Genomic DNA, 24580 nt, shown 5'->3' with positions numbered 1-24580 from the left:
CCTTGGGGACGGCGCGGGTTTCGGCGCATGCCTTTGTCGCTCGCCGCTTATTGGAGAATAACCCAACGGCGCGGCTCGCTTCGCGGCCTGCATCCGAAACCGCAGCCGTCGCACTATTCGTTTCATTATGTTAGAGGCTCTTAAATGCCATGAAACAACTGCAAACCATCATTGACGAGGCCTTTGAGCGGCGCGCCCAAATCACCCCGCAGAATGCCGGGGCCAGGCTCAAAAAAACCGTCGCGCAAGCCGTCGAACTCCTGGATGCGGGCAAACTCCGCGTCGCGGAAAAAATCAACGGCCAGTGGGTGACCCATCAATGGGTGAAAAAAGCCGTGCTGCTCTCCTTCCGCATCAACGACAATATGGCGGTAAAAGGCGGGTTCACGAATTATTACGACAAAGTGGCAAGCAAGTTTGCAGGTTACGGCTTCAAAGCATTTCGTGAAGGCGGGTTTCGCGTCGTGCCCCCTGCCACCGCGCGCAAAGGCGCCTATATCGCGAAAAATGTCGTGCTCATGCCCTCATACGTCAACATCGGTGCTTACGTGGACGAAGGCACCATGGTGGATACCTGGGTTACCGTGGGTTCATGCGCGCAAATTGGCAAAAATGTACATCTTTCGGGAGGGGTCGGCATCGGCGGCGTGCTGGAGCCGGTGCAGGCCAACCCGACGGTTATAGAAGACAATGTATTCGTCGGCGCTCGCTCTGAGGTCGTGGAAGGCGTCATCGTCGAAGAAGGCGCGGTGATTTCAATGGGTGTGTTCATCGGCCAAAGCACCAAAATTTTTAATCGCGAGACCGGTGAAATCACTTACGGCCGCGTTCCCCCCGGCTCGGTAGTGGTTTCCGGAAACCTGCCTTCGGCCGACGGCAAATACAGCCTGTATTGCGCCGTCATCGTCAAACAAGTGGATGCCAAGACCCGCGCCAAAGTGGGGATTAACGAACTTTTGCGCGGCGCATAGTCTCAGTAGCGGCAGGGTTTTTGCTTGGATATCCTGGAAATGGGCCACAACCCTTTAATTTTTGTCCGAATTATTGGCAAAATGGACAGGTCAGTCGAATAACTTGTGCCTGGAGGCTGCAATACCCACAAAAACGACTATACTGAGTACGATCAAAAAGTTAAGCCCCAGGGCGCTACCGACAATGCGGACTGGGCAGCGAGGGATGTGCAATGAAGTTCCTTGACGAACTAAAAAAAGAAGCCGAAGAACGAAAGCAGCAGGAGGCGTTGGAAACCCAATCCAAGCTCTCTGCGCTCGGCCAGAATTTCATGCAGCTGCAGGCCAAGCTGCGTGAGATTTACGCTTACCTTGACGACCTCGTTAAACAACTCAACGTAGTCAAGCCCATAGTGTTGCGTTCTTATTACATCGAAGGGCTAGGCAATTTCGAGGGCCTCAACCAGAAGGAATACGCGCTCAACAAAACTCACAAAAGCATCGACAACAAGGATTTTATCGACACGATCACCTTGCGCCTCAAATGCACCGCCGAAGGCGCGCTGTCAATGGAAAAGGACACGCCGGGGTTGATCAAAACGATGTGCGAGTACTTGCGGGACTTTAAAATCAAGTTTGAACTGCAGGAAATGAAAAACCAGCGCGGCTTCGTCGACCGCGCGGTATTCAAGGTGCCCCGTGAAGTACCGGTGACGGTTGCCTTCAACGGCAACCTCGAAAAGTCCACTATAAAAATTCAGGTTAAGAATCTGGAAAGACTTGGCGAAAGCACCTTTACCTATGGAATCGACGAGATCGATGAGCAGTTGCTCGATGAATTTTCCAAATTGCTGGTCGGCAAGCCCAACCATTTCCGTCAGCTCGGCAAACACCAATCCACAGTGCGCACTCCACTGAGCAAAACCAGCATCCTAGACACCCAGTACAAGATAGAACAAGAACCCGAAGCAAAAAAAAGCCTACTGGGCTCCATTAAAAACAAATTTTTCTCTTAGACGTGCAACTTTCCCAGGTCTTCAAGCTGATGGCAGAGAAACAGGCTTCGGACGCCTTTTTCTCAAGCGGCTCGCCCCTCCATATTAAAATCAACGGCACCACGGTACCGGTTAATCCCTCGCCGCTGGATTCTGAGCTCATCAAGAAAATTGCTTACGAATTGATGACGGAAACGCAAATTCGCGAGTTCGAATCCACCCTGGAAATGAATTTCGCGCACGCCGTGCCTGACCTGGGCAATTTCCGCATTAACCTCTTCCGTCAGCGCGGACATCCCGCGATGGTGATCCGTTACGTCAAGGAAAACATTCCCGCCATTGAAGATCTCGGTATGCCGGTTTTCCTCAAGGATTTGATCATGGAAAAACGGGGGTTCGTGCTGATTGTCGGCGCCACCGGCTCCGGAAAGTCGTCAACGCTTGCCTCGATGCTGGATTACCGCAACGCCAACAAGCCGGGACATATTCTCACCATTGAAGAGCCGATCGAGTTTGTCTTCAAGCACAAAAAGTGCATCGTCAACCAGCGCGAAGTCGGCATGGATACCAAATCTTTCTCGAACGCTTTGGTAAACGCCATGCGCGAAGCGCCGGATGTCCTGATGATCGGCGAAATCCGCGACAAGGAAACCCTGCAGCATACGCTGATTTACGCCCAGACCGGCCACTTGTGCCTTTCCACATTGCACGCCAATACCACCTACCATGCGCTCAACCGCATCGTCAATTTCTTCCCGCACGAGTCGCGCTCGAGCCTGTTACTCGATCTTTCCATCAGCCTGCGCTGCGTGCTGTCGCAGCGCCTGGTAAAGAGCGTGGATGGAAAGCTTCTCCCTGCCGTCGAAGTGTTGCTTAATACTGCACGGATTGCCGAACTCATTCAAAAAGGCGAGTTTGACCAAATCAAGGAAGCCATGGACCAAAGCCTTTATCCCGGCTCGCAAAGTTTCGAGCAAGCCCTGTTCCGGATGTTTCGGGCCGGGAAGATCAGCAAAGACGAAGCCTTGCTCAATTGCGATTCGCCCACCAATATGCTGTGGATGATCAACAATGCCGCGCAAGTCAAAGATCAGCCCAACGTCACCCTATTCGATATAATGCTCGGCGAGCCTGTCAAAAAGGAAAGCGAAGATTTCACGCTGAGCCTGGAAATGCTCAACAAGCTGAAAAGCTGACCTGCTTTCCTCACTCAAAGCAGCAGGAACATTCGGCATGAACTCGCCGTCGTTTATTATTGAGGCCACGAAATGAAAACATTTCTATCTTTGCTCCTAGCGCTGATCAGCCTGAATGCGGTCGCGGGCTCCCCGCCGTTTATGAGAAACACGTCAAAGCCGACCTCGATGGAACTTATGCCAGCGTTAGCAAGGCACTGGAAGACAGCAATTTTTTCGTGGTGTTCGAAGTGGATATCGGCAAGAATGTCGCCAACTTCGCCAAAAAATAGGGCGAGGATTACAACCGCAATAAGCTGGAAGGCATCAAAAGCACGGTGGTCTGCAGCGCCTGGTATGTGAATCAAATCAGAAATGCCGATCCTTCCATGCTGGCGCTCTGCCTTCTGCACGTCACGCTTACCCACAAAGCGGGCGTGACCTCCGTTTTGTTCATCCGGCCGACCACGGTTGCGCGAGACAGCGGTGCTGAAAAAATCGCCAAGGAAATCGAAGACAAAATCGTCAAAGCATATAGAAAGTGCGTTCAGTGAATAGCACGCTGGAACTGGTCAAGGCGCTGCTCGCCCGCCGCTCGCTCACACCCGATGATGCCGGCTGCCAGGAGATTTTGATCGAGCGCCTAAAGCGCGCGGGCTTTCGCGTGGGAAAAATGCGTTATGGTTCGGTAGATAATTTTTGGGCGCGGCGCGGTGAATCGCGGCCGGCCATCTGCTTTGCCGGCCACACCGATGTAGTGCCCGCCGGCCCGCTGGAGCAATGGATGAGCGATCCGTTCACGCCCACCGTGCGCGACGGCATGCTGTTTGGGCGCGGCGCCGCCGACATGAAGACCTCGCTCGCCGCCTTTGTCACCGCCATTGAAGCGTTTGTGGCCGAACACCCCAAGCACAAAGGTTCGATTACGTTGCTGGTCACCTCGGACGAAGAAGGCATGGCTGTCAATGGCACCGCCAAAGTCGTCGAAGCACTGAAGGCCCGCGGCGAAGTTCTTGACTACTGCATCGTCGGCGAACCGACTTCGATCAACAAACTGGGCGACATGATCAAGAACGGCCGCCGCGGCTCCCTCTCCGGCACGCTGCTGGTAAAAGGCGTACAGGGGCATGTCGCTTACCCGCACCTAGCCAAAAACCCGATCCATCTCGCCGGGCCCGTCATCGCCGAACTGGTGCAAACCGTCTGGGATAAAGGCAATGAATGCTTCCCGCTGACGACCTGGCAAATCTCAAATATCCATGGCGGCACCGGAGCGCTCAATGTCATTCCCGGCGCAGTGGAAATCAAGTTCAATTGCCGTTTTTCCACTGCCAGCACGGTTGAATCGCTGAAATCCCGTATTCACGCAATACTCGACCGCCACCAACTTGAGTACGACTTGGAATGGACGTTGTCGGCTACGCCGTATCTGACCACCAAAGGCAAGCTGGTCGAGACTGTAAGTGGCGCCATTCAGTCTGTTACCGGCATTGTGCCGGAACTTTCCACTACTGGTGGCACCTCCGATGGCCGATTTATCGCCGAAATCTGCCCGCAAGTGGTGGAATTCGGACCCCTCAATGCAAGCATCCATAAACTCAATGAGTGTGTGGCCATTCCCGATATTGAGCGTCTCGGTCAGATCTACCGGCAAATCCTGATTAACCTGCTAGGGAACCTCTGATTAAGTCCCACGCGGTTGCGACGGCGGCTTTCCGGGATGGCCCGCCGTAATGTTGCGCCTCGGAACGTGCGCAGTGAAGGCGGGCCAAAAGCGCTCGCGCCGCGGTTGCATCCCCAGGGGGCCCCTGCTCCGTGCTTTGCGAGCGCATGCGCGAAGCGAAGCGCTGCCAAGGGGCAGCCCCCTTGGCAAGCCGAGCGACAAAGCAGACCGCCTGGATAAGCGCCCCGAACTCGGACTTGCGCAGCGTGGTGCGGGCAGGGGCGCAAGCTGCCGCAAGAGGACCAACTAAACGGGGCGCCCATGCTGCCGCTCCCGCACCCCAAGCTTCGCTTACCATGTCGCGGCAGCCGTCCCATCCGGGTTGCGGTAAAATGCGGCGTCTGCGTCGTGCTCGCCGAAGCGTGGAGCCTCGGCACGTGCGACCGCGAAGGCGAGCGGTTGGCCCGCTTCACTGCACAGCTTCGTAGTGCGCCCCGGACTCGGTCTCGCGCAGGGCGCGCGGACACGTTACTGGCAAAGCCAGCTGTTTGCGGGAAGCGCGCCATTGGCCCGCCTTCCGCTCCGGATGGCTCCGCCGACGCCGTGTCGGCGGGCCTGGTGCAGGCAGGGGCGCAGAAGGCTGCGTTCGATAGCATGGAGCGGAGCTTGTGCGGCTGCTCCCGCAAGCGGGCCTTGGGCTAACGGGTCGCAGTCGCGCTACGACCTTCGTCGCGCGCCTCGCATCCCTCCGCATTTTGCCAGCAACGCAATCCGCGGAGGACTTAATCAGAGGTTCCTTAATGCCTGATGACGCCGCCTCGCGGATCTTCACGGTGCGCGATATGTTGCGCTATGCAGTCAAAGGTTTTAATGAAGCCGGCCTCTATTACGGCCATGGCACGCATAATGCCCGGGACGAGGCGGCGTATCTGATTCTGCATGCCTTACACCTGCCGCTCGGCAAACTTCAACTTAGCCTCGCAAGGCGCCTGGATGAAAAAGAAAAACAAGTTATCCTTATGCTTCTACAACTACGCATCAAAAAAAGAATCCCCGCCGCCTACCTTACCAAGGAAGCGTGGCTTGGGGATTGCCGGTTTTACGTTGACCAGCGGGCCATCGTGCCGCGCTCGTTCATCGCTGAGTTGCTGCGCGAGAAGCTGTCTCCCTGGATCGTCCATCCACACAAAATCGGTGCCGCACTGGATTTATGCACAGGCTCGGGTTGCCTTGCCATTCTCATGGCGCTCGCCTTCCCTGACGCAAAAATCGATGCGAGCGATGTATCCAGCGCAGCGCTGCAGGTCGCGCGCCGCAATGTCGGCGATTACCAGCTGAAAAGCAGAATCCAACCGATTAAATCGGACTTGTTCGGCACCTTGCGCGGAAGACGCTATGATTTAATTCTGGCCAACCCTCCTTATGTCAATGCTCAGTCCATGCACGCGCTTCCCAAGGAGTACCGTCATGAACCGCGTATCGCGCTTGCGGGAGGTCGTGACGGCCTTCATCTGGTGCGCCGCATTCTCCAAACGGCCTCCGGGCATCTCAATCCAAACGGCTTGCTGATAGTCGAAATCGGCCACAATCGCAGGGCCTTGGAACGTGCTTTTCCCAAATTGGAATTCACCTGGCTGGATACCAGCGCAGGCGATGAATACGTTTTTTTACTGCGGCGGGAGCAATTAATCGAGCCCGCTTGACTTGCTTGATTCTCTCCACTGTAGTGGATGATGTCAAAATGCTGCTCGAGCAAGGAAAATCCAAAAAAGCCTATGAGCTCGGCAGGCAACATCCCGAACGGCTCGGCGACCCGCTGTTTGATTTCTTTTACGGAGTCGCGCAATCGATGCCGACAATGCCGGCGAAGGCGTACTGGCGCTGGAGAACCGGTTGCGGGAGCTTTTGCCGTGAAATAAACTAGGATTTTTTCCCTCCCGCCCAGGTTAAAACCTGGGCGGCTTGTTTTTGGCGGAGCTCAACAAACTTACCGCGCCGCAAATGTGACGGCAGGCGAATTTCGCCAAAGCGCACGCGCATCAAACGGCTCACCGTAAAACCCAGAGCTTCGAACATGCGCCTGACCAAGCGGTTACGGCCTTCCGTAACTATCACGCTGTACCAGCGGTTGCTACTCTCCCCGCCTTGCGCTTCCAGTATTTCAAATTTCGCTTCGCCATCTCCAAGTCTGATGCCGCTCTGCAATTTTTTTATTTGCTCCGGCTTAAGCTCGCCTCTTATCCTTACCGCGTATTCCCGTTCCACTTGAAAGCGCGGATGCATCAGACGGTTTGCCAGTTCGCCGGAATCGGTGAATATCAAAAGACCCGAAGTATTGTAATCCAGCCGGCCTACTGCAATCCATTTGCCTGATTGAATTCTTGGCAGCTTGTCGAAAACGCTGGGACGGCCATCAGGATCAGCGCGGCTTACGATTTCGCCTTCGGGTTTGTGGTAAATAAGGATTCGCGGCGACACACGGGCAAATTGGAGTTTGACCATGCGTTTGTCGACACGCACTACATCTTCCGGGCCCACTCGCGCGCCGAGGGCGGCTATCTTTCCATTAACTGTGACGCGCCCGCTTTCAATCAAAGTTTCCATATCACGCCGCGAGCCCATTCCGACCTGCGCCAGCATTTTATGCAACTTGTGCGTAACCGGACTGTTTTGCACCAGGCTCCCGATAAAAACAGTTGGTTGGATTGGATTTAAAGTGAACGACGCTCGAGCACCGCTTGGGCCAGCGTACCGCTGTCCACATGCTCAAGCTCGCTGCCCACGGGGAGGCCGCGGGCAATGCGACTCACCTTAAGCCCGCGCGGCCGCAATATCTCACTAATATAATGGGCCGTGGCCTCGCCTTCCACCGTGAAATTGGTGGCGAGCACGATTTCCTTGACCACCCCGTCTTGAGCGCGCTTGATGAGTTTGTCCAGATGAATGTCCTTCGGGCCAATGCCATCCAGGGGCGACAGCCGTCCCATCAACACGAAATACATTCCCTGATAACACTGCGCCTGCTCCATCATCAGCAGATCGGCGGGCGTTTCCACCACGCACAACAGGCCGGCATCCCGTTTCGTCGAACTGCACAAATCACAGATTTCATGCTCGGTGAAGCTGTTGCATTTGCCGCAATGCTTAATGAGCTGCAACGCTTCACGCAAAGCTTCGGCCAGCCGGGAAGCCCCCGGCTGATCGCGTTGCAGCAGATGATAGGCCATGCGTTGTGCCGATTTAGGCCCGACCCCGGGCAGGCAGCGCAATGACTCGATCAATTCTTCAAGGCTGGATTGAGTGTTCATGGGTGAGGTATTAAAGAGGTAAATAATTTAACTTGAATGGTGCTTCGCCATTGGCCACTTTTAACTGTTTCACTTCATTCACCTCGTCACCTTAAAAAGGCAATTTGAAACCGGCAGGCAAACCCACGCCGGCGGCTATTTTACTCATTTTTTCCTGAATGGCAGTTTCCACACGCCTGACGGCATCATTCATCGCCGCCGCCACCAGGCCTTCCAGCATTTCCTTGTCTTCACCCAATAAACCCGGGGCGATGTTTACGCGCTCAACATCGTGCCGACAGGTCATCGTCACCTTGACCATGCCTGCTCCGGATTGCCCCTCGACCTCCATAAAAGCAAGCTGCTCCTGCATTTTTTTCATGCTTTCCTGCATTTGCTGCGCTTGCTTCATTAAATTGCCCAAACCGCCTGTCATGATGTTTGCTCCGTAATATCTATTGAATGGGTTTTATTGAAGAGTCAATTATCCTGGCGTCAAAATTCTCAATCAGCTCGCGCACAAAAGGGTCCCGCTCTATCGCTTGGACAGCCCGCGTCTGGCGTACTTCTCTTTCGCGGTTTTCTTGTTCTGCCGGCGTATTGCCGTTGCTTGAGCCCACGCTAAAACCTATCTTCAGCTTTTCGCCGAAATAATCTTCGAGCGCCGCTTTCAGTTTTTCCTGATACAGTTTCTCCAGCAGATGCTGGTGCGGCTCGGGAATGCGCAGCTCGAAAGAACCGGCATCGTAGTCGGCGAGTTCGCAGTGCTGTGCGAGCATTCCGGCCATGCCGCCCAGTTCGAGTTGGTTTACCAGCGCCGCCCAGTCACCGTCAAACTTTTTTTTTACTCCAGCCCCTTTTGGCTTGGGGTCGGCAGTTTCTGTTGCCAGTAAAGCTGGTTGTTGGGGGGTGGTTTTTTTCTCGGCCGAGCGAATGGTTTTTGCGCCCTCAGGCATGAAAGCAAGCATGCGTAGCAGAGTCATGCTGAATCCGGCCTCTTCGTCCGGCGCGAGGTCAATCTCGTTGCGGCCGCGCAGCGCGATGTCGTAAAACAATTGCACATCTTCGGGAGATAAAGCATTCGCCATTTCCAGTATTCGCGCCCGTTCAGGCAGGTCTTCCGCGATGGCCTGCGGCACGGTCTGCGCCAGCGCGATTTTCTGCAGGAGCCCCGCCAGGTCCTGCAGCGCCGCCTCGAACGAGAGGCTGCGGCTCGCCATGGTTTCAACCTGGGTTATCAGCGCCACACCGTCACGCTCCAGCAACGCCTTGAGAATAGCAAAAAGATAACCCTGGTCCACCGCTCCCAGCATCTCGCGCACATTGCTTTCCGTCACCTTTCCTGCGCCGTAGGCAATGGCCTGATCCAGCAGGCTCAATGCATCGCGCAGGCTGCCCCGGGCCGCGCGGGCGAGCAATTGCGACGCGGCGGGTTCGCCGGGAATTTTTTCCCGTTCCAAAATTTGCTGCAAATACGCGGCGATGACCAACGGAGAAATCTGTTTCAGGTTGAACTGCAGGCAACGCGATAGCACCGTGACCGGTATTTTTTGCGGATCCGTGGTGGCTAGAATAAATTTCACGTGCTCCGGCGGCTCTTCCAGGGTCTTCAGCATCGAATTAAACGCTTTGGTCGAAAGCATGTGCACTTCGTCGATGATGTAAACCTTGAAGCGGCCGCTGGTCGGCGCATATTGGGCGTTGTCCAGCACTTCGCGCATGTTGTCTATGCCGGTATTGGAAGCGGCGTCCAGTTCCAGCAGGTCGATAAAACGGCCGGAGTCGATTTCCAGGCAGGCCGAACATTTGCCGCAAGGTTCGGGAGTGACGCCGGTTTCGCAATTCAGCGCTTTGGCGACGATGCGCGCCAGGGTGGTTTTGCCGACGCCGCGCGTGCCGGTGAATAAATAGGCATGATGCAGGCGCTGCTGTTTCAGCGCGTTGATCAGCGCCCTGACAACATGCTCTTGCCCCACTAGTTCGCTAAAAGTTTTGGGCCGCCACTTGCGCGCGAGGACTTGGTTTGCCGACACTTGCCGCTAGTTGAAATGAATTTGAAAACGAAGCAGATGGGTACTGATGCCCGGATTAAGTCCCTTGATTCCGGCGTTGGACAAGTGCTGAAAACGGTAGCCCAAGTCGTAAATGCCGTGCTCCCCGAAGCGCAGGCCGACACCGACATAATCGCCGAACTGGAAGGCTGTGCCCGACCTCTTGTCGGCGGTAATGGTGGTGCGCGACCACAAATGTGCGCCCACCCCAAAGTCGATATAAGGCGCGAGAGCCGTAAGATCGGCTTTCTGGTAACGGAAAGTAGGCGTGAAGCTGATATCAGCGACGTCATTATTCACCGGCGAGGCGCTGCGTCCGTGTAGAACCCCTACCGAAGCATCCCAGTATCCGCCCAGATACCAGCCGTGCGCGGAAAACCACTGCTTGTCCCAGTCCCACTGCAGGCCGATGCGCGCAACGTCTACCCCCTCACCGTGACCGGCTTCAATCGACATACTGTCTATGGCACCCGCGCTGAAGCTCACACCGGCCAAAAACAATACGCTGAGAATTTGCCTCATTTTATGTCACATCCCTGTATACAAACCTGTGGGAATCATAAAGCAAAAACAAAAGGGAGGCGAGCCTTACCCCCGGCACTTGCAGAAAATAGCTGTGGCTGCTTCCTTCCGGACCTGACCAGGTTGACTACCGTGCAATGCGGGGAGGCCCGCCGTGATCTTGGAAAACGGCGCTTAGGCGCCGTTTTCCTTCATTCTAATCGACAAATTATTAACCTGCCGCCACCGGTATCTTGCCGATTTTGGCGCGCCATTCGGCAGGTCCGTTCGCATGCAGCGAACTGCCACTGGCGTCCACCGCCACGGTCACTGGCATGTTTTCGACTTCAAATTCATAAATCGCTTCCATCCCTAAATCGGCGAACGCCACCACTCGTGCCGAGCGAATCGCCTTGGACACCAGATAAGCCGCACCGCCCACTGCAATCAAATACACCGCGTTATGCTTTCTAATGGCTTCAATCGCTACAGGCCCGCGCTCGCCCTTGCCTATCATTCCCAGCAGGCCGGTTTTTTCCAGCATCATTTCAGTAAATTTATCCATGCGTGTCGCCGTGGTGGGTCCCGCCGGTCCCACCACTTCATCGCGCACCGGATCCACCGGCCCGACGTAGTAAATAAAGCGATTGCGGAAATCCACGCCCTCGGGAAGCGGCTGCCCCTTGGCGAACGAGTCGGCGATGCGCTTGTGGGCGGCATCGCGGCCAGTCAAAATCTTGCCCGAAAGGAGTAGTGTTTCTCCCGGTTTCCAGCCCGCGCCCATGGTCGGTACGGTCTTTACCACCCATTCCACAATGTCGTCCGATGGATTGAGCACCACGAACTTGGATTTGTTTTCCGAGCCGCCGCCTTTGGCCGCGAGCTTCACTTCCACCACATCGCCGGGAACCAATTCCATGTGAATCACCGCAGGCGTATTGTCCCGGGTGTTCTTACGTGCGCCGGCAGGGTCGGACACGATGGAAGCGCGCAAGACATTATCGGGTTGGGAATAGGCGCGACGCACGCCCTCATTCACCATGTCGGCGATGCTTATCTTGGTATGCCAGCGCACGTTCATGCCGATTTTCAGGAACACTACCACGATGCCGGTATCCTGGCAGATGGGACGACGCCCCTCCGCGCACATCCGGGAGTTGGTGAGAATCTGCGCTATCGCGTCCTTGGCCACGGGCGATTGCTCGCGCTGGTAAGCTTCACCGAGGGAACGAATGTAATCAGCCGGGTGGTAGTAGGAAATGTATTGAAGCGCGTCGGCGATGCTCTGAATGAAATCTTCCTGGCGCAGAATGCTCACGATGGTGGCCGCGTTTAATCGCAATGCAAATGCTTTATTGTAACAAACTTCTATTCCTTTCCCTGTTTCGGGTGATACGCTCTCTTAAATGATTACCCCGAAATTATTCTTGCCTTGGCGCCATTCGTTTCGCGTCAACACAGCGGAAAATGTTTGCGGCAATGACCACGTACAATTTATAAAATTATATTTTACTTTAATAAATATAAGCAATGTGCTGTTATTTATAAATAATTTAATACTATAAATGCTGGGATTGCCAAAAATTACGCGGGTGTTAGAATTTCAATCAGGACCCTTTGTGCTTTAAGAATCATTTCTTGAAGAGGGGTTTTGCAGCAAGGCTGGCGGCCTGGCTTTACAACCGCGGCAAATAATGTTCCCATAAACAAAAGAACGCATATACAGCCTTCAAATCCATTTGATTTTAATTAAAAGCTGTCCCCAGCATACGGAGGAGTATTTATGTCAACCATTGAATCGGTCTTGCGGGAAACGCGTGTATTCCCGCCATCCCCTGCTTTTGTCAAGCAGGCCAATATTTCGGGCATGGGGGCGTACAACAAGCTTTGCGCCGAGGCCGAGCGCGACTTCACCGGTTTCTGGGGGCGCTTAGCCATAGAGAATGTGCTTTGGCACAAGCCTTTTACCAAAGTGTTGAATGAGAGCAACCCGCCGTTCTTTAAATGGTATGAAGACGGCGAGCTCAACATATCCTATAACTGCCTTGACAGGCATTTGAAGACCCAGCCCGATAAGACCGCGATTATTTTCGAGGCGGATGACAGCAAGGTCACCAAAATCACCTACAAGGAGCTCTATCACAAAGTCTGCCAGTTCGCCAACGGCCTGAAATCGCTCGGTATCAAGAAAGGCGAGCGCGTCATCATTTACATGCCGATGAGCATTGAAGTGGTGATTGCGATGCAAGCTTGTGCGCGCATTGGCGCGATCCATTCGGTGGTATTTGGCGGCTTTTCCGCGAAGAGCCTGCAGGAGCGGATTATTGACGCCGGCGCGGTTGCGGTGATTACCGCCGACGGCCAGATGCGCGGCGGGAAGGAAATTCCGTTAAAACCCACGGTGGACGAAGCCTTCGTCATGGGTGGCTGTGAAAAAGTGAAAAGCGTGGTGGTTTACAAACGTACCGGTTCCAGCGTGAAGATGCAGGCACCTCGCGACAAGTGGTGGGACGAGGTCATCAAAGGCCAAGCCGACACCTGCGAGCCGACCTGGGTAAACGCCGAACACCCCTTGTTCATCCTTTACACTTCGGGCTCCACCGGCAAACCCAAGGGTGTACAGCATGCCACTGGCGGATACCTTCTGTTCGCGATGCTGACCATGAAATGGGTATTCGACTACAAGCCCGCGGATATCTTTTGGTGCACGGCGGATGTGGGCTGGGTGACCGGCCATACGTATATCACCTATGGACCACTAGCAGTGGGCGCAACAGAAATCATGTTCGAAGGTGTGCCGACTTATCCGGATGCCGGTCGTTTCTGGAAAATCATCCAGGATCACAAGGTCACGGTGTTCTACACTGCGCCCACCGCCATCCGCTCCCTGATTAAGGCTGGCGGCGATCTGCCGAAGAAATACAACCTTTCCAGCTTGCGCATCCTCGGCACGGTGGGCGAGCCCATCAATCCTGAAACGTGGATGTGGTATTACGAAACCGTGGGACAGAAACGCTGCCCCATCGTGGATACCTGGTGGCAAACCGAGACCGGCGGACATCTGATTTCGCCGCTCCCCGGAGTAACACCGCTCAAACCGGGCTCCTGCACTTTTCCTTTGCCGGGCATTATGGCCGACATCGTGGATGAAGCCGGACACTCAGTGGAAAAAGGTAAAGGCGGAATTTTGGTCATCAAGCGGCCTTGGCCCGCGATGATCCGTACCATCTGGGGTGATCCAGACCGTTACAAAAAAACCTATTACCCTGAAGACTTCAAAGGCAAATATTACCTCGCCGGTGACGGCGCTAGCCGCGACGAAGAAGGCTATTTTCGAATTGTAGGCCGAATTGACGACGTGCTGAACGTATCGGGTCATCGTCTTGGCACCATGGAAATCGAATCGGCGTTGGTAGCGAACACCAAATTGGTGGCGGAGGCTGCGGTAGTCGGGCGCCCGGATGAAATGACAGGTGAGGCAGTCGTTGCATTCGTGGTGCTGAAAGGAATGCGCCCGAACGGCGAAGAAGCCAAGAAGATCGCTCAGGAATTGCGCGACTGGGTAGGCAAGGAGATCGGGCCGATCGCCAAACCTAAAGACATCCGCTTTGGTGACAATCTGCCCAAGACCCGTTCCGGGAAAATTATGCGCCGTTTGTTGCGCTCGATCGCCAAGGGCGAGGAAATCACCCAGGACGTTTCGACTCTGGAAAATCCTGCGATATTGCAACAACTGAAAGAGGCTGTTAAATAAACTTCTTCGTCCGACACTGCGAGTTTGGCCGGATTTAGGCGTAGGCTTACATGCGCAGCATGTTATGCCGGAGCCAAAATCCTGCGATATTGCAACAACTGAAAGAGGCTATATAAAAAACTTCGGCGTCCGACACTACGAGTTTGGCTGTATTTCGGCTTTGACTTACATGCGCAGCATATTTTGTCTGAGCCAAAACCCTGCGATATTACGACAGCTGAAAGAAGCTGTTAAATAAAAACGAGCGGGTAGCAATCCCAAAAAAGGGCGCGTTATTGCGCCTTTTTCGTTTTTTGAGCCCCGCTCACCACTATAATGCTTTTATAGCTTGTTTATTTGCGCGAGGTTGCCATGATTTCTTCGTTGATTAGGGGACAACGTTTGGTGGCGCTGTTCCTACTGGGGTGCCTGCTGTTCAACTATCCTTTGCTTTATCTCTTTAACAGCAACAGTCAGATCTTCGGCATCCCCCTGCTCTACGCCTATATCTTTGCCGCCTGGGCACTGCTGATCGGCTTGATGGCCTGGGTTGTGGAGCGGGCAGGCCGCAAGGGCTCCAAAGACTGATCAGGACGCGGGGGCAAAAATGCTGCCAGGCTGGGTTATTATCGTTACCTCTTTCGCCTATCTCGGCATTCTTTTCGCCATCGCTTATTACGGCGACAAGCGCGCAGATGCCGGGCGCAGCATCATCGCCAATCCGTATGTGTATTCCCTGTCGCTTGGCGTTTACGCCACCGCCTGGACTTTCTACGGCAGCGTAGGCCGGGCGGCAAGCAACGGTGTAGGCTTTTTGCCGATTTATCTCGGCCCTACTCTGATGATCGCCTTATGGTGGCTGGTGTTGCGGAAAATCATACGTATCAGCAAGGTTAACCGCATTACATCGCTGGCCGATTTCATCGGTTCACGCTACGGCAAAAGCGCGTTGCTTGCGGGGCTTGCTTCAGTTATCGCAGTTGTCGGTATCGTTCCCTACATTTCATTGCAACTTAAAGCGGTATCCACTAGTTTCACCATACTTTTGCAGTACCCCCAAATCATCATGCCGATTAAACTGGGGGCGGTGCCGGTCTTGAGTGATACCGCTCTTTATGTGGCTTTACTGCTGGCCGCGTTCACCATTCTGTTTGGCACTCGGCATCTGGACGCATCGGAACGCCATGAAGGCATGGTGGCGGCGATTGCCTTTGAATCGCTGGTGAAGCTTCTGGCTTTTCTGGCAGTAGGATTTTTCGTCACCTTTGGTATTTATAACGGCTTCGCGGATATTTTCGCGCGCGCCTCCGCCAATCCGAAATTGCAACCCCTGCTTACCCCACTGGATGGGGTTGCCGGAAGCTACGGCAGCTGGATTTGGCTGACGATTCTGTCGATGTTCGCAATCATGTTTCTGCCACGGCAATTCCAGATATCTGTTGTGGAAAACGTAGACGAAAATCACCTGAACAAGGCAATCTGGCTGTTTCCCCTTTACATGCTGGCCATCAATATTTTCGTGTTGCCCATGGCTTTCGGTGGATTGATGCATTTTCCGAAAGGTATCGTGGATGCCGATACCTTCGTGCTCACCCTGCCCATGGTGGAAAAGCAGCAAGGGCTGGCGTTACTGGTATTTATCGGCGGTCTGTCTGCCGCTACTGGTATGGTGATCGTTGAAACCATTGCGCTAAGCACCATGTTGTGCAACGACCTGGTGATGCCGGTGCTGCTGCGAATGAAAATGCTGCTCCTGAGAGAGCGCAGAGATTTGAGCAGCCTGCTGCTTGGCATCCGGCGCGGGGCCATCGTGCTGGTGCTGCTGCTGGGTTACGGTTATTTCCGTTTGGCCGGTGAAGCCTATGCGCTGGTTTCCATCGGACTGGTTTCCTTTGCCGCAGTAGCGCAGTTCGCGCCGGTAATCCTGGGAGGGATTTTTTGGAAAGGCGGCACGCGAATGGGAGCGCTCGCCGGATTGAGCATAGGCTTCCTCGTATGGAGTTATACCCTGCTTCTTCCCGCGTTCGCCAAATCCGGCTGGCTGCCCATCAGTTTTCTTGAGCACGGTCCTTTCGGCATTGCGCTCCTAAAGCCGCAACAATTATTCGGCTTGGCCGGTCTTGACGAAATCACTCATGCCATGATTTGGAGCATGTTGAGCAATATCGGCGCCTATGTAGGCGTATCTCTCAAGGGCCGCCCCAGTGCGATCGAGCAAGCTCAGGCCACGCTGTTCGTGGACGTATTCAAGCAAACCGGCGAAAGCGGTGGCTCCCGCTTCTGGCGCGGTACTGCCTCAGTTCCGGCGTTGTACGCTCTGCTGGGACGGTTTCTTGGGCCGGAGGGGGCCGATGAAGCTTTTGCATCCTATGCCCGGCAGCGCGGATTGGGTTCTATCAACGAAATTAAAGCCGATGCAGCCCTGGTCAATTTCGCCGAAACCTTGCTTGCGGGCGCTATCGGCGCCGCCTCAGCCCGGGTGATGGTGGCATCAGTCGTTGAAGAAGAACCTTTAGGCATTGACGAGGTAATGAATATCCTCGATGAAACTTCACAGGTCATCGCCTACAGCCACAAACTGGAACAGAAATCCCAAGAACTGGAAACAGCCACCGCAGAGTTAAGGGCGGCCAATGAACGCCTCAAGGAGCTGGACAAACTCAAGGACGATTTCGTTTCAACCGTATCCCATGAACTGCGCACGCCGCTCACCTCCATCCGAGCGCTGTCGGAAATCCTGCATGGCCACCCGGATATGGATAACGCGGAACGCACCAAATTTCTGGGCATCATCATCAAGGAAAGCGAAAGGCTCACCCGGCTTATCAATGATGTTCTGGATTTGTCCAAGATCGAATCGGGAAGCGTCGAATGGAACATCACTGAAGTAGACCTCAAAGGGGTTATTGAAGATGCAGTCTCGGCAACCAGCCAATTGTTCAAGGAGAACAAAGCCAGGCTTGAATTAAATCTTTCTGAAAACGTGCCCGCGATTTGCGTCGACCGGGATCGGCTGATGCAAGTCGTCATCAATATGCTCTCCAACGCTGTCAAATTTTGCGACAGGCAGGCGGGTTTTGTTTCCATCCGTTTGCGTCAGAATGCGCAATCGCTGCGGGTGGATGTGCACGATAATGGACCCGGCATCAGCCCCGGAGATCAGCACATTGTCTTCGAAAAATTCCGCCAGGCCGGGGACACCTTGACCGAGAAACCGCAGGGCACAGGATTGGGTTTGACCATCAGCCGGCACATTATCGAGCATTTCAACGGCAAATTATGGGTTGAAAGTGAAATCGGCAAAGGCGCGACTTTTTCCTTTACCCTGCCTTTGAAAACAGGATCCGATTTCCAGATTTCCAGTCCCGAGCTAAACCTGGAAACCTAACACCAACTAAGCCGTTATAAGCCATGACCAAGAAAGTACTCATAGCGGATGACGAGCCCAATATCGTCATTTCGCTGGAATTCCTGATGGAGCACTGCGGCTACGTAGTCAGTGTGGCGCGTAACGGAGAGGAGGCCTTACAACAAGCGGAAACCTTCAAACCAGACCTGATTCTGCTGGATGTCATGCTGCCCTTGAGAAACGGCTTCGATGTATGTCGGAAAATCCGTGAAAATCCGGCATTCCAGGCAACTAAAATCATCATGCTCACCACCAAGGGCCACGAAGCGGAAATCGCCAAGGGTTATGCGCTGGGCGCCGACGTTTATGTCACCAAACCTTTTGGCACCAAGGAATTGCTCGAGCAGGTGAAGCGACTGCTCAGCGAGCCCGCGTGATCGCTTCAACGCGGCGATTTCGCGCGAAGCCTTCAGTTCGAGGGCTGATCTTCCAGCATATAACCGCGGCCGTACAGTGTGCGCACCGTGATTCCGCTGCCGCCTATCTTCCTGCGCAAGCGATGGATGTACACTTCGATTGCATTGTGCCCGACATCATGGTCGTAGTTGTATAACTGTTCGACCATTTGTTCCTTGCTGACCACTTTGCCAAAGCGGTTGAGCAGCGCTTCGAGCACCGCGGTTTCCTGCACTGATAATTCGATTTGCTTGCCGTTGACAGTAGCGACGCGCTCCACCGTATCGTAGCTAAGATGGGCGTGCGTAATGCACGGTGTGCCTGCGCCACAACTGCGGCGCAGCAGGGCGCGCACGCGAGCATGCAATTCATCTAGGCTGAAAGGTTTGACCAGGTAATCGTCGGCACCGAGGTCGAGCCCCTGCACTTTCTCGCTCGGCGTCTCGCGGCCGGAGAGTATCAGTACCGGCAGCTTCGAATTGCGCTTGCGCAACCGGCGCAGCACCTCGAAACCGTCGAGCTTCGGCAGGCCGAGGTCGAGAACGAGCAGATCAAAAACGTTGTCCTTCAGCGCCTGATCAGCGAGCGCACCGTTGCTGATGCAGTCAACCGCGTATCCGCACTGCCGCAACGAAAACTGCAACGCCTCGGCAAGGTTCGGGTCGTCTTCGGTGATCAATACTCGCAATTGCGCTTCCTCCTCTAACCGCTATTTTGCGAACTGCGCCGCTTGAATTCACACCATCCCCTGCTGCGAAAGGATTTTGTAAGGATTATTCTATACCATAACTTTGCTATAAAAAAGCCCAAGAAAATCAACTCACAAGGCGGCCATTAACCCCATCTACAAAAGGAGGCTCGAGTGGCAACATCCGCAGACGCACTGAAGCACGTCGAGCTTCGCGACCTACGCGGTGGGCTTCCGGTGCGCCCGCGCTTCGGCACTTGCGGACAGACGCTAATTCTAAAGTAAGACGGAAGCAGTTTGCTGAGAGGTATTTCGGCTTAAAACATTAAGGAGGAAAACAACTATGGCTGCTGCAATCCCGAAGGACTTTCGGCGCGTGATTATCGCCGCGTCGGTTGGAAATGTCATCGAATGGTACGACTTCTACATTTTCGGAAGCCTAGCCGCGATCTTGGCGGTCAAGTTTTTCGACAAGACCCACCCCGTCGCGGCTCTGTTGAGCACGATTGCGCTGTTCACCGCTGGATTCTTAATCCGTCCCTTGGGCGCATTCCTTTTCGGATGGATGGGCGACCGCGTGGGCCGCAAATACACCTTCCTGGTCACCCTGAGCGGCATGGGCATCGGCACAGGCTTTATCGGGCTAATCCCCACTTTCCAGTCTATCGGTCTGTCCGCCGCGTTCATCCTCTTCGGCCTGCGGATGATCCAGGGCTTGGCCCTGGGTGGCGAATATGGAGGCGCCATCACCTACGTCGCCGAGCACGTGCCGGATGCACGCCGCGGCTACTACACCGGATGGCTGCAGACCTCTCCCACGCTTGGGATCGTGGTTTCACTGGCTGTGATTGTCGGTACCCGCGCATACTTTGGCAACGACGTGTTCACCGATTGGGCGTGGCGCATCCCGTTCCTGTTCTCCTTCGTGCTGGTAGCAATCGCAATCTACATCCGCCTGCAACTGCAGGAGACACCGATATTCCAAGAGATCAAAGCTAAGGGCGAAATGACCAAGAACCCGTGGAAGGAAGCTTTCCTTAGCAGGAATATCAAGTTCGTGCTGATCGCCTGTGTCGTGTTGATCGGGCAGGGCGTGGTCTGGTACAGCGGGCAGTTCTGGGCGCTGTTCTTTCTGCAGCAGGTGTCCAAAGTGGACGTGGTCACCTCGAGCTACATCGTGGGAATAGCGCTGCTCATTGCATCGCCTACCTTGATCCTCTTTGGCTGGTTGTCCGACTTGATCGGCCGCAAGCCCGTGATCTTGGGAGGCATGTTGCTCGCGTCATTGACCTACTACCCCCTGTATTCATGGCTGGGGCAGGTCACACAGCCTGGCAATATCAACTATCCCATCGCGATCTTCATCATTTTCATCCTCGTGTCCTACGTGGGAATGGTGTATGGTCCGGTTGGGGCGTTCCTGTCGGAATACTTCCCCGGCAGAATCCGCTACACCTCCGTGTCCGTTCCGTATCACATCGGGAATGGCTGGGGCGGCGGGCTGGTGCCGTTCATTACCACAGCGGCCTACCAAGCTACGCACAGCATCGGCAACGCCCTGATCTACCCGATTGCGGTGCCCGCGGTGTGCTTCGTGATTTGCCTCTTCCTTATGCCGGAAACGCGCCACATCAGTATCTGGAACCCGGAGAAAGCTAGGGCGTAGCTCTCGGCAACCCACCCAATTGGTACACTGAGCCCGCCCTCGAGGCGGGCTTTTTTCGTCTTTCGCGCTACAATTGCCCAATCGCGGAGAGGTGGCCGAGCGGTTTAAGGCGCACGCCTGGAAAGCGTGTGTACGGTGAAAGCCGTACCGGGGGTTCGAATCCCCCTCTCTCCGCCACACCTTATACTCAAGACCAACAAAAAATTCGACTCTTACCCTTTGGGTGTTGCTTAGGTATACACAAACAACACGATCCCGGAATCGATCACTACAACCGAGGCGGCAATCGTGATGATCCAGCCGGCAGTCTTGGGGAAAGTCTCAACCCATTTGTCGAGCGTCATATACATCGTATCTCCGGGTATCCCAAGGCGCATCCCAAGTTGCCGAAACGAATACCACCGGTTTAAATATGCTTCGAGTGCGCCCAAATTATTCGGAAAGAAGCCAAGCATGATTCCAATTACGATTGCCAATACACTGCCCACGACCAGTAACCACCTCAAACTTTCAACGGCCCACGCTACATAGAAACGCGGAATACCCATTCCAAGCGCGGAAACGACTGCGGAAACGTCGAATCTTGCGATTAGGCCGAATATTGAATAGGCGGCGCCGACCACAAAGACCGCTGCGAGCCAGCGCCGATGTCTTTGCACAGTCTGACCGATATCGTGCGGCACAGCCATTACCTTGAGACCTCGTCGGGTGGACACCCAGCGATTCATTTTGCTGAAAAGCTGGAGCATCCTCGCACCACAAACGATCAAGCTCACGCCAACAGCGACGCCGATGATACCCCAGACAAAGAAAAACAGGACGACGAACGGGACCAGCAACTGTTCGACTAAGTGGTTGTTAATAGATGGCATGCGTCCTCCACTATTGAGCCGATGAACCCGATGACTGTTAATCCGCGGGCCCCTGGTTCGAACCTTAATCGGGAAACCAAATCTATCAACATCCTATTTCCTAAGCAAGGGCGAAGATGATGGAGGAAATATACCGGGATGTCTGCCCCAAGTCCGCAGATGCAAATCAAATCGGCTTAAACAGCGTATCGCCGAGTTTGTCGAATTTTCCGGTTATTCGCCATACTGTGCGAGTGAAGCAGCGCGCTGGCGCTGGCGGTCGGGTTTTAAATTTAATGATGGTACATAAATCGTATGTTTCAATGGTGATGGGAGTCATGCTTTTACCTTCTCCTTCGCGGCGAAACGCTCGGCAGCCTGCACCGTGTTGGCGATCAGCATGGTGATGGTCATGGGGCCAACCCCTCCAGGTACCGGGGTGATGTAACCCGCGCGTTCCTTGACTCCTTCGAAGTCCACATCGCCTACCAGTCTGCCGTCATCCAGCCGGCTGATCCCGACGTCGATCACCACCGCGCCCCGCTTAACCATGGGTGCGGTAATCATGCGGGGCTTGCCGGTGGCGACCACCAGGATATCGGCGAGGATAGTGTATTGCGCCAGGTCACGCGTCTTGGAGGTGCAGATGCTCACCGTTGCGTCCTTCTGCAGCAGCATCAGCGCCATGGGCTTGCCCACGATATTGCTGCGACCCACCACCACGGCGTTCTGTCCCGAGATGGGGATGTTGAGGTGCTCGAGGAGACACAGCACGCCGTAAGGGGTGCACGGCGGGAAAACTGTCCCTCCCGCGATCAGCGCGCCCAAATTATAGAGGTGGAACCCGTCCACATCTTTTTCCACCGAGATGGTTTCGAGCACCTTGTTATTGTCAATGTGTTTAGGCAGAGGCAACTGCACCAGGATGCCGTGAATTGCCGAGTTGGCATTGAGTTCCCCGATCTTTTTAAGCAGAACGGCTTCTCTGACGCTGGCGGGAAGCCCGATTTTCTCTGAATAAATACCTGCCTCCGCGCAGGCCTTTACCTTGTTTCGGACGTAGACCTGGGACGCCGGGTTGTCACCGACGATAATGACGGCAAGACCGGGCACCATGCCTTTATCCTTGAGGCGCTCGGCCCGCTTTTTCCATTGTGCTCGGACCTCTTTGGCGATAGCGTTTCCGTCAATAATTTTTGCTGTCACGATTAATCCTAAAGGAAAAGGAGATTAGTTATTTGACTGCTACCGCATTGCGTATCTGCTCCAGCGAACTTGGATCCTCGATGGTGGTGAGGTCGCCGGGGTCGCGCCCCTCGGCGAGCGCCTGAATCGAGCGCCGCAGCGTCTTGCCGGAGCGGGTTTTCGGCAACAGGGTCACGAAATGCACCGCCTTCGGGCGGGCGATGGCGCCCAGCTGCTTGTCTACCGTTTCCATGATCTCCTTCTCAAACAGCTTGCGCCCTTCCGGCGTTCCGAGCTTCGAAACATCTTTCGCTACCGCGAACGCCAGCGGCATTTGCCCCTTCAGATGATCGGCCACGCCCACCACCGCGCATTCTGCGATGTTGGGGTGCATATTGACCGCTTCCTCGATCTCGCGCGTGCCCAGACGATGGCCGGCGACATTAATGACATCGTCGGTGCGGCCGAGGATAAAATAGTAGCCGTCCTGGTCGCGGATGCCCCAGTCAAACGTCGAGTAAACCATCTTCTTGCTGAAAGTGTTGAAATAAGTCTTCACGAAGCGCTCATCATCACCCCAGACGGTTGACAAGCAGCCCGGCGGCAACGGCGGAACGATAGCTACCACCGCTTTCTCGTTAGCGCCCGCTTCAGCGGCATCCGACTCGCGCAATAATTGCAGGTTGTAGCCGTAGGCGGGAAAGCTGGGGCTGCCGTACTTGAGCGGGGTTTTCTCCACACCCGGCACCGACGAGATAATCGCCCAGCCGGTTTCGGTCTGCCAGTAGTGATCAATAACCGGTTTTCGCAGTGCCTCGGAAATCCAAACATGGGTGGGCTCGTCCAGCGGTTCCCCCGCGAGAAACAGATGGCGCAGCGAGCTGATGTCGTATTTCTTGAGATAAGCCGGGTCCTGTTTTTTCAGCACGCGAATCGCGGTCGGCGCGGAAAACATCACCGTGACCTTGTAATCCTGAACAATTTTCCACCAAATGCCCGCGTCGGGCCTAACCGGCACACCTTCGTACATGATGGTGGTCATGCCGGCAATCAGCGGCCCGTAAATAATGTATGAATGCCCTACCACCCAGCCGATGTCCGAAGCGGTAAACATAGTCTCGCCGGCGTTGCCGCAGTAGATGTATTTCATCGAGGCGGCCAGCGCCACCGCATGGCCGCCGATATCGCGCTGCACGCCCTTGGGCTTTCCAGTCGTGCCGGAGGTGTAAAGAATGTAAGACGGTTCGTTGGATTCCAGCCAGGTACAGGGCACTTGCGCATTCATGTGTTTGCTGCGCAGTTCGCTCCAGTCGAGGTCGCGGCCCGGAACTACCGGCAGGTTCGGGTCGAGACCGCGTCGGAAAATGATGACTTTTCCCGGCGGAAATTTCGCGAGCTTGATGGATTCATCCACCAGGTTCTTGTAGGGCACCACCTTGCCCATGCGGCTGCCGCCGTCGGCGGTAATCATCAGCTTCGGTTTTGCGTCATCGATGCGTGTCGCCAGGCTCGCCGCGGCAAAGCCGCCAAACACCACCGAATGAATCGCGCCGATGCGGGCGCATGCCAGAATCGCAAACACCGCTTCGGGAACCATGGGCATGTAAATGATGACACGGTCGCCTTTTTTGACGCTCAGCGACTGCATCATGCCCGCCGCGCGCTGCACTTCGGTGTGCAGTTCACGGTAGGTGTAACTTTTCTCCTGGTTGACTTCAGTGGAAATCCAGATCAGCGCCTTCTGATCGCCGCGCGTCTTGACATGACGGTCCACCGCGTTATGGCAAAGATTGGTTTCGCCTCCGACAAACCACTTGGCAAACGGCGGCCGGCTGTAATCCAGGACTTTATTGAACGGCTTGTGCCAATCAACCAGCTTGGCCTGCTCGATCCAAAAGGCATCGGGTTGCTCTATGGAGCGGCGGTAAAACTCTTGGTAGCTCTGCGCCATTGATTCCTCTCCCGCCTAGCTGATTTTAACCACCGTGCGTCCGCGTACCTGCCCTTTGAGAAAGCCGTCGAACACCTGC

23 protein-coding genes, 1 tRNA gene and 1 other RNA gene are annotated in these 24580 nt (G+C 54.9%); 14 read left to right on the top strand and 11 right to left on the bottom strand.

Annotated features, from left to right (window positions below; all coding sequences use genetic code 11):
• Positions 1-149 precede the first annotated feature (149 nt).
• From dapD to VHE58_08825, 8 genes are all read left to right on the top strand, one after another.
• Positions 150-971, top strand: a complete 822-nt coding sequence (gene dapD / locus VHE58_08860; protein HVS27388.1) for a 2,3,4,5-tetrahydropyridine-2,6-dicarboxylate N-succinyltransferase — start codon at positions 150-152, stop codon at positions 969-971.
• Between the two features lie 212 nt (positions 972-1183).
• Complete coding sequence (locus VHE58_08855; protein ID HVS27387.1) at positions 1184-1966, top strand: hypothetical protein; 783 nt, start codon at positions 1184-1186, stop codon at positions 1964-1966.
• A 2-nt stretch (positions 1967-1968) separates the two neighbouring features.
• Positions 1969-3141 (top strand): PilT/PilU family type 4a pilus ATPase, encoded by a 1173-nt coding sequence (locus tag VHE58_08850; GenBank protein ID HVS27386.1) that lies wholly within the window; start codon positions 1969-1971, stop codon positions 3139-3141.
• A gap of 59 nt (positions 3142-3200) precedes the next feature.
• Positions 3201-3413: a hypothetical protein gene (locus VHE58_08845; protein ID HVS27385.1), complete on the top strand. Its 213-nt coding sequence runs from the start codon at positions 3201-3203 to the stop codon at positions 3411-3413.
• 66 nt (positions 3414-3479) lie between these two features.
• A complete protein-coding gene (locus tag VHE58_08840; protein ID HVS27384.1) occupies positions 3480-3674 on the top strand; it encodes a hypothetical protein in 195 nt (64 codons plus the stop codon).
• Positions 3671-4804 carry a succinyl-diaminopimelate desuccinylase gene (gene dapE / locus VHE58_08835; GenBank protein HVS27383.1) on the top strand — a complete coding sequence of 378 codons (1134 nt, stop codon included), beginning with the start codon at positions 3671-3673 and terminating at the stop codon, positions 4802-4804. The genes VHE58_08840 and dapE overlap by 4 nt, the downstream gene beginning before the upstream one ends.
• Positions 4805-5583: 779 nt before the next feature.
• Positions 5584-6486, top strand: coding sequence for a 50S ribosomal protein L3 N(5)-glutamine methyltransferase (gene prmB / locus VHE58_08830; protein ID HVS27382.1), 903 nt, complete (start codon positions 5584-5586; stop codon positions 6484-6486).
• Positions 6483-6707 carry a hypothetical protein gene (locus VHE58_08825; GenBank protein ID HVS27381.1) on the top strand — a complete coding sequence of 75 codons (225 nt, stop codon included), beginning with the start codon at positions 6483-6485 and terminating at the stop codon, positions 6705-6707. The genes prmB and VHE58_08825 overlap by 4 nt, the downstream gene beginning before the upstream one ends.
• Here VHE58_08825 and VHE58_08820 read toward each other — a convergent pair.
• The 7 genes from VHE58_08820 to VHE58_08790 all read right to left on the bottom strand — a co-directional run bounded on the left by VHE58_08820 (position 6704) and on the right by VHE58_08790 (position 11940).
• On the bottom strand, positions 6704-7423 hold the full coding sequence (locus VHE58_08820) for a pseudouridine synthase (protein HVS27380.1): 720 nt from the start codon (positions 7421-7423) through the stop codon (positions 6704-6706). The genes VHE58_08825 and VHE58_08820 overlap by 4 nt on opposite strands.
• Before the next feature lie 71 nt (positions 7424-7494).
• The gene (recR, locus tag VHE58_08815; protein ID HVS27379.1) at positions 7495-8091 is read right to left on the bottom strand and encodes a recombination mediator RecR; all 597 of its coding nucleotides are present in this window, start codon (positions 8089-8091) and stop codon (positions 7495-7497) included.
• A gap of 91 nt (positions 8092-8182) precedes the next feature.
• Positions 8183-8509 carry a YbaB/EbfC family nucleoid-associated protein gene (locus tag VHE58_08810; GenBank protein HVS27378.1) on the bottom strand — a complete coding sequence of 109 codons (327 nt, stop codon included), beginning with the start codon at positions 8507-8509 and terminating at the stop codon, positions 8183-8185.
• Positions 8510-8525: 16 nt separating this feature from the next.
• Positions 8526-10103 (bottom strand): DNA polymerase III subunit gamma/tau, encoded by a 1578-nt coding sequence (gene dnaX, locus VHE58_08805; protein HVS27377.1) that lies wholly within the window; start codon positions 10101-10103, stop codon positions 8526-8528.
• A 6-nt stretch (positions 10104-10109) separates the two neighbouring features.
• Complete coding sequence (locus VHE58_08800; GenBank protein HVS27376.1) at positions 10110-10643, bottom strand: acyloxyacyl hydrolase; 534 nt, start codon at positions 10641-10643, stop codon at positions 10110-10112.
• A gap of 55 nt (positions 10644-10698) precedes the next feature.
• Positions 10699-10797, bottom strand: an RNA gene (ffs, locus tag VHE58_08795) — signal recognition particle sRNA small type.
• 57 nt (positions 10798-10854) lie between these two features.
• On the bottom strand, positions 10855-11940 hold the full coding sequence (locus VHE58_08790) for a FumA C-terminus/TtdB family hydratase beta subunit (protein HVS27375.1): 1086 nt from the start codon (positions 11938-11940) through the stop codon (positions 10855-10857).
• Positions 11941-12405: 465 nt separating this feature from the next.
• Here VHE58_08790 and acs point away from each other — a divergent pair, with 465 nt between their 5' ends.
• From acs to VHE58_08770, 4 genes are all read left to right on the top strand, one after another.
• Positions 12406-14376, top strand: a complete 1971-nt coding sequence (acs, locus tag VHE58_08785) for an acetate--CoA ligase (protein HVS27374.1) — start codon at positions 12406-12408, stop codon at positions 14374-14376.
• Positions 14377-14727: 351 nt separating this feature from the next.
• Positions 14728-14943, top strand: a complete 216-nt coding sequence (locus tag VHE58_08780) for a hypothetical protein (GenBank protein ID HVS27373.1) — start codon at positions 14728-14730, stop codon at positions 14941-14943.
• 19 nt (positions 14944-14962) lie between these two features.
• Positions 14963-17743: a sensor histidine kinase gene (locus tag VHE58_08775; GenBank protein ID HVS27372.1), complete on the top strand. Its 2781-nt coding sequence runs from the start codon at positions 14963-14965 to the stop codon at positions 17741-17743.
• Positions 17744-17766: 23 nt separating this feature from the next.
• On the top strand, positions 17767-18141 hold the full coding sequence (locus VHE58_08770) for a response regulator (protein ID HVS27371.1): 375 nt from the start codon (positions 17767-17769) through the stop codon (positions 18139-18141).
• Positions 18142-18173: 32 nt separating this feature from the next.
• On the opposite strand, the gene VHE58_08765 is transcribed toward VHE58_08770, so the two are convergent.
• Positions 18174-18848: a response regulator transcription factor gene (locus tag VHE58_08765; protein ID HVS27370.1), complete on the bottom strand. Its 675-nt coding sequence runs from the start codon at positions 18846-18848 to the stop codon at positions 18174-18176.
• 343 nt (positions 18849-19191) lie between these two features.
• Between VHE58_08765 and VHE58_08760 the strand changes: the two genes are divergently transcribed.
• Together VHE58_08760 and VHE58_08755 are read left to right on the top strand one after the other, a co-directional pair.
• Complete coding sequence (locus tag VHE58_08760) at positions 19192-20514, top strand: MFS transporter (GenBank protein ID HVS27369.1); 1323 nt, start codon at positions 19192-19194, stop codon at positions 20512-20514.
• An 85-nt stretch (positions 20515-20599) separates the two neighbouring features.
• Positions 20600-20691, top strand: a tRNA-Ser gene (locus tag VHE58_08755).
• 53 nt (positions 20692-20744) lie between these two features.
• Here VHE58_08755 and VHE58_08750 read toward each other — a convergent pair.
• The 3 genes from VHE58_08750 to VHE58_08740 all read right to left on the bottom strand — a co-directional run bounded on the left by VHE58_08750 (position 20745) and on the right by VHE58_08740 (position 24501).
• Positions 20745-21386, bottom strand: a complete 642-nt coding sequence (locus VHE58_08750) for a hypothetical protein (protein HVS27368.1) — start codon at positions 21384-21386, stop codon at positions 20745-20747.
• Between the two features lie 315 nt (positions 21387-21701).
• The gene (folD, locus tag VHE58_08745; GenBank protein HVS27367.1) at positions 21702-22571 is read right to left on the bottom strand and encodes a bifunctional methylenetetrahydrofolate dehydrogenase/methenyltetrahydrofolate cyclohydrolase FolD; all 870 of its coding nucleotides are present in this window, start codon (positions 22569-22571) and stop codon (positions 21702-21704) included.
• Positions 22572-22599: 28 nt separating this feature from the next.
• Positions 22600-24501: a propionate--CoA ligase gene (locus VHE58_08740; GenBank protein HVS27366.1), complete on the bottom strand. Its 1902-nt coding sequence runs from the start codon at positions 24499-24501 to the stop codon at positions 22600-22602.
• Positions 24502-24580 lie beyond the last annotated feature (79 nt).

The sequence above is a fragment of the Burkholderiales bacterium genome (assembly GCA_035543335.1).
GTDB lineage: Bacteria > Pseudomonadota > Gammaproteobacteria > Burkholderiales > JAHFRG01 > JAHFRG01.
Note: the sequence above shows the minus strand (reverse complement) of the source record. Positions and strands in the feature narration are given on the sequence as shown.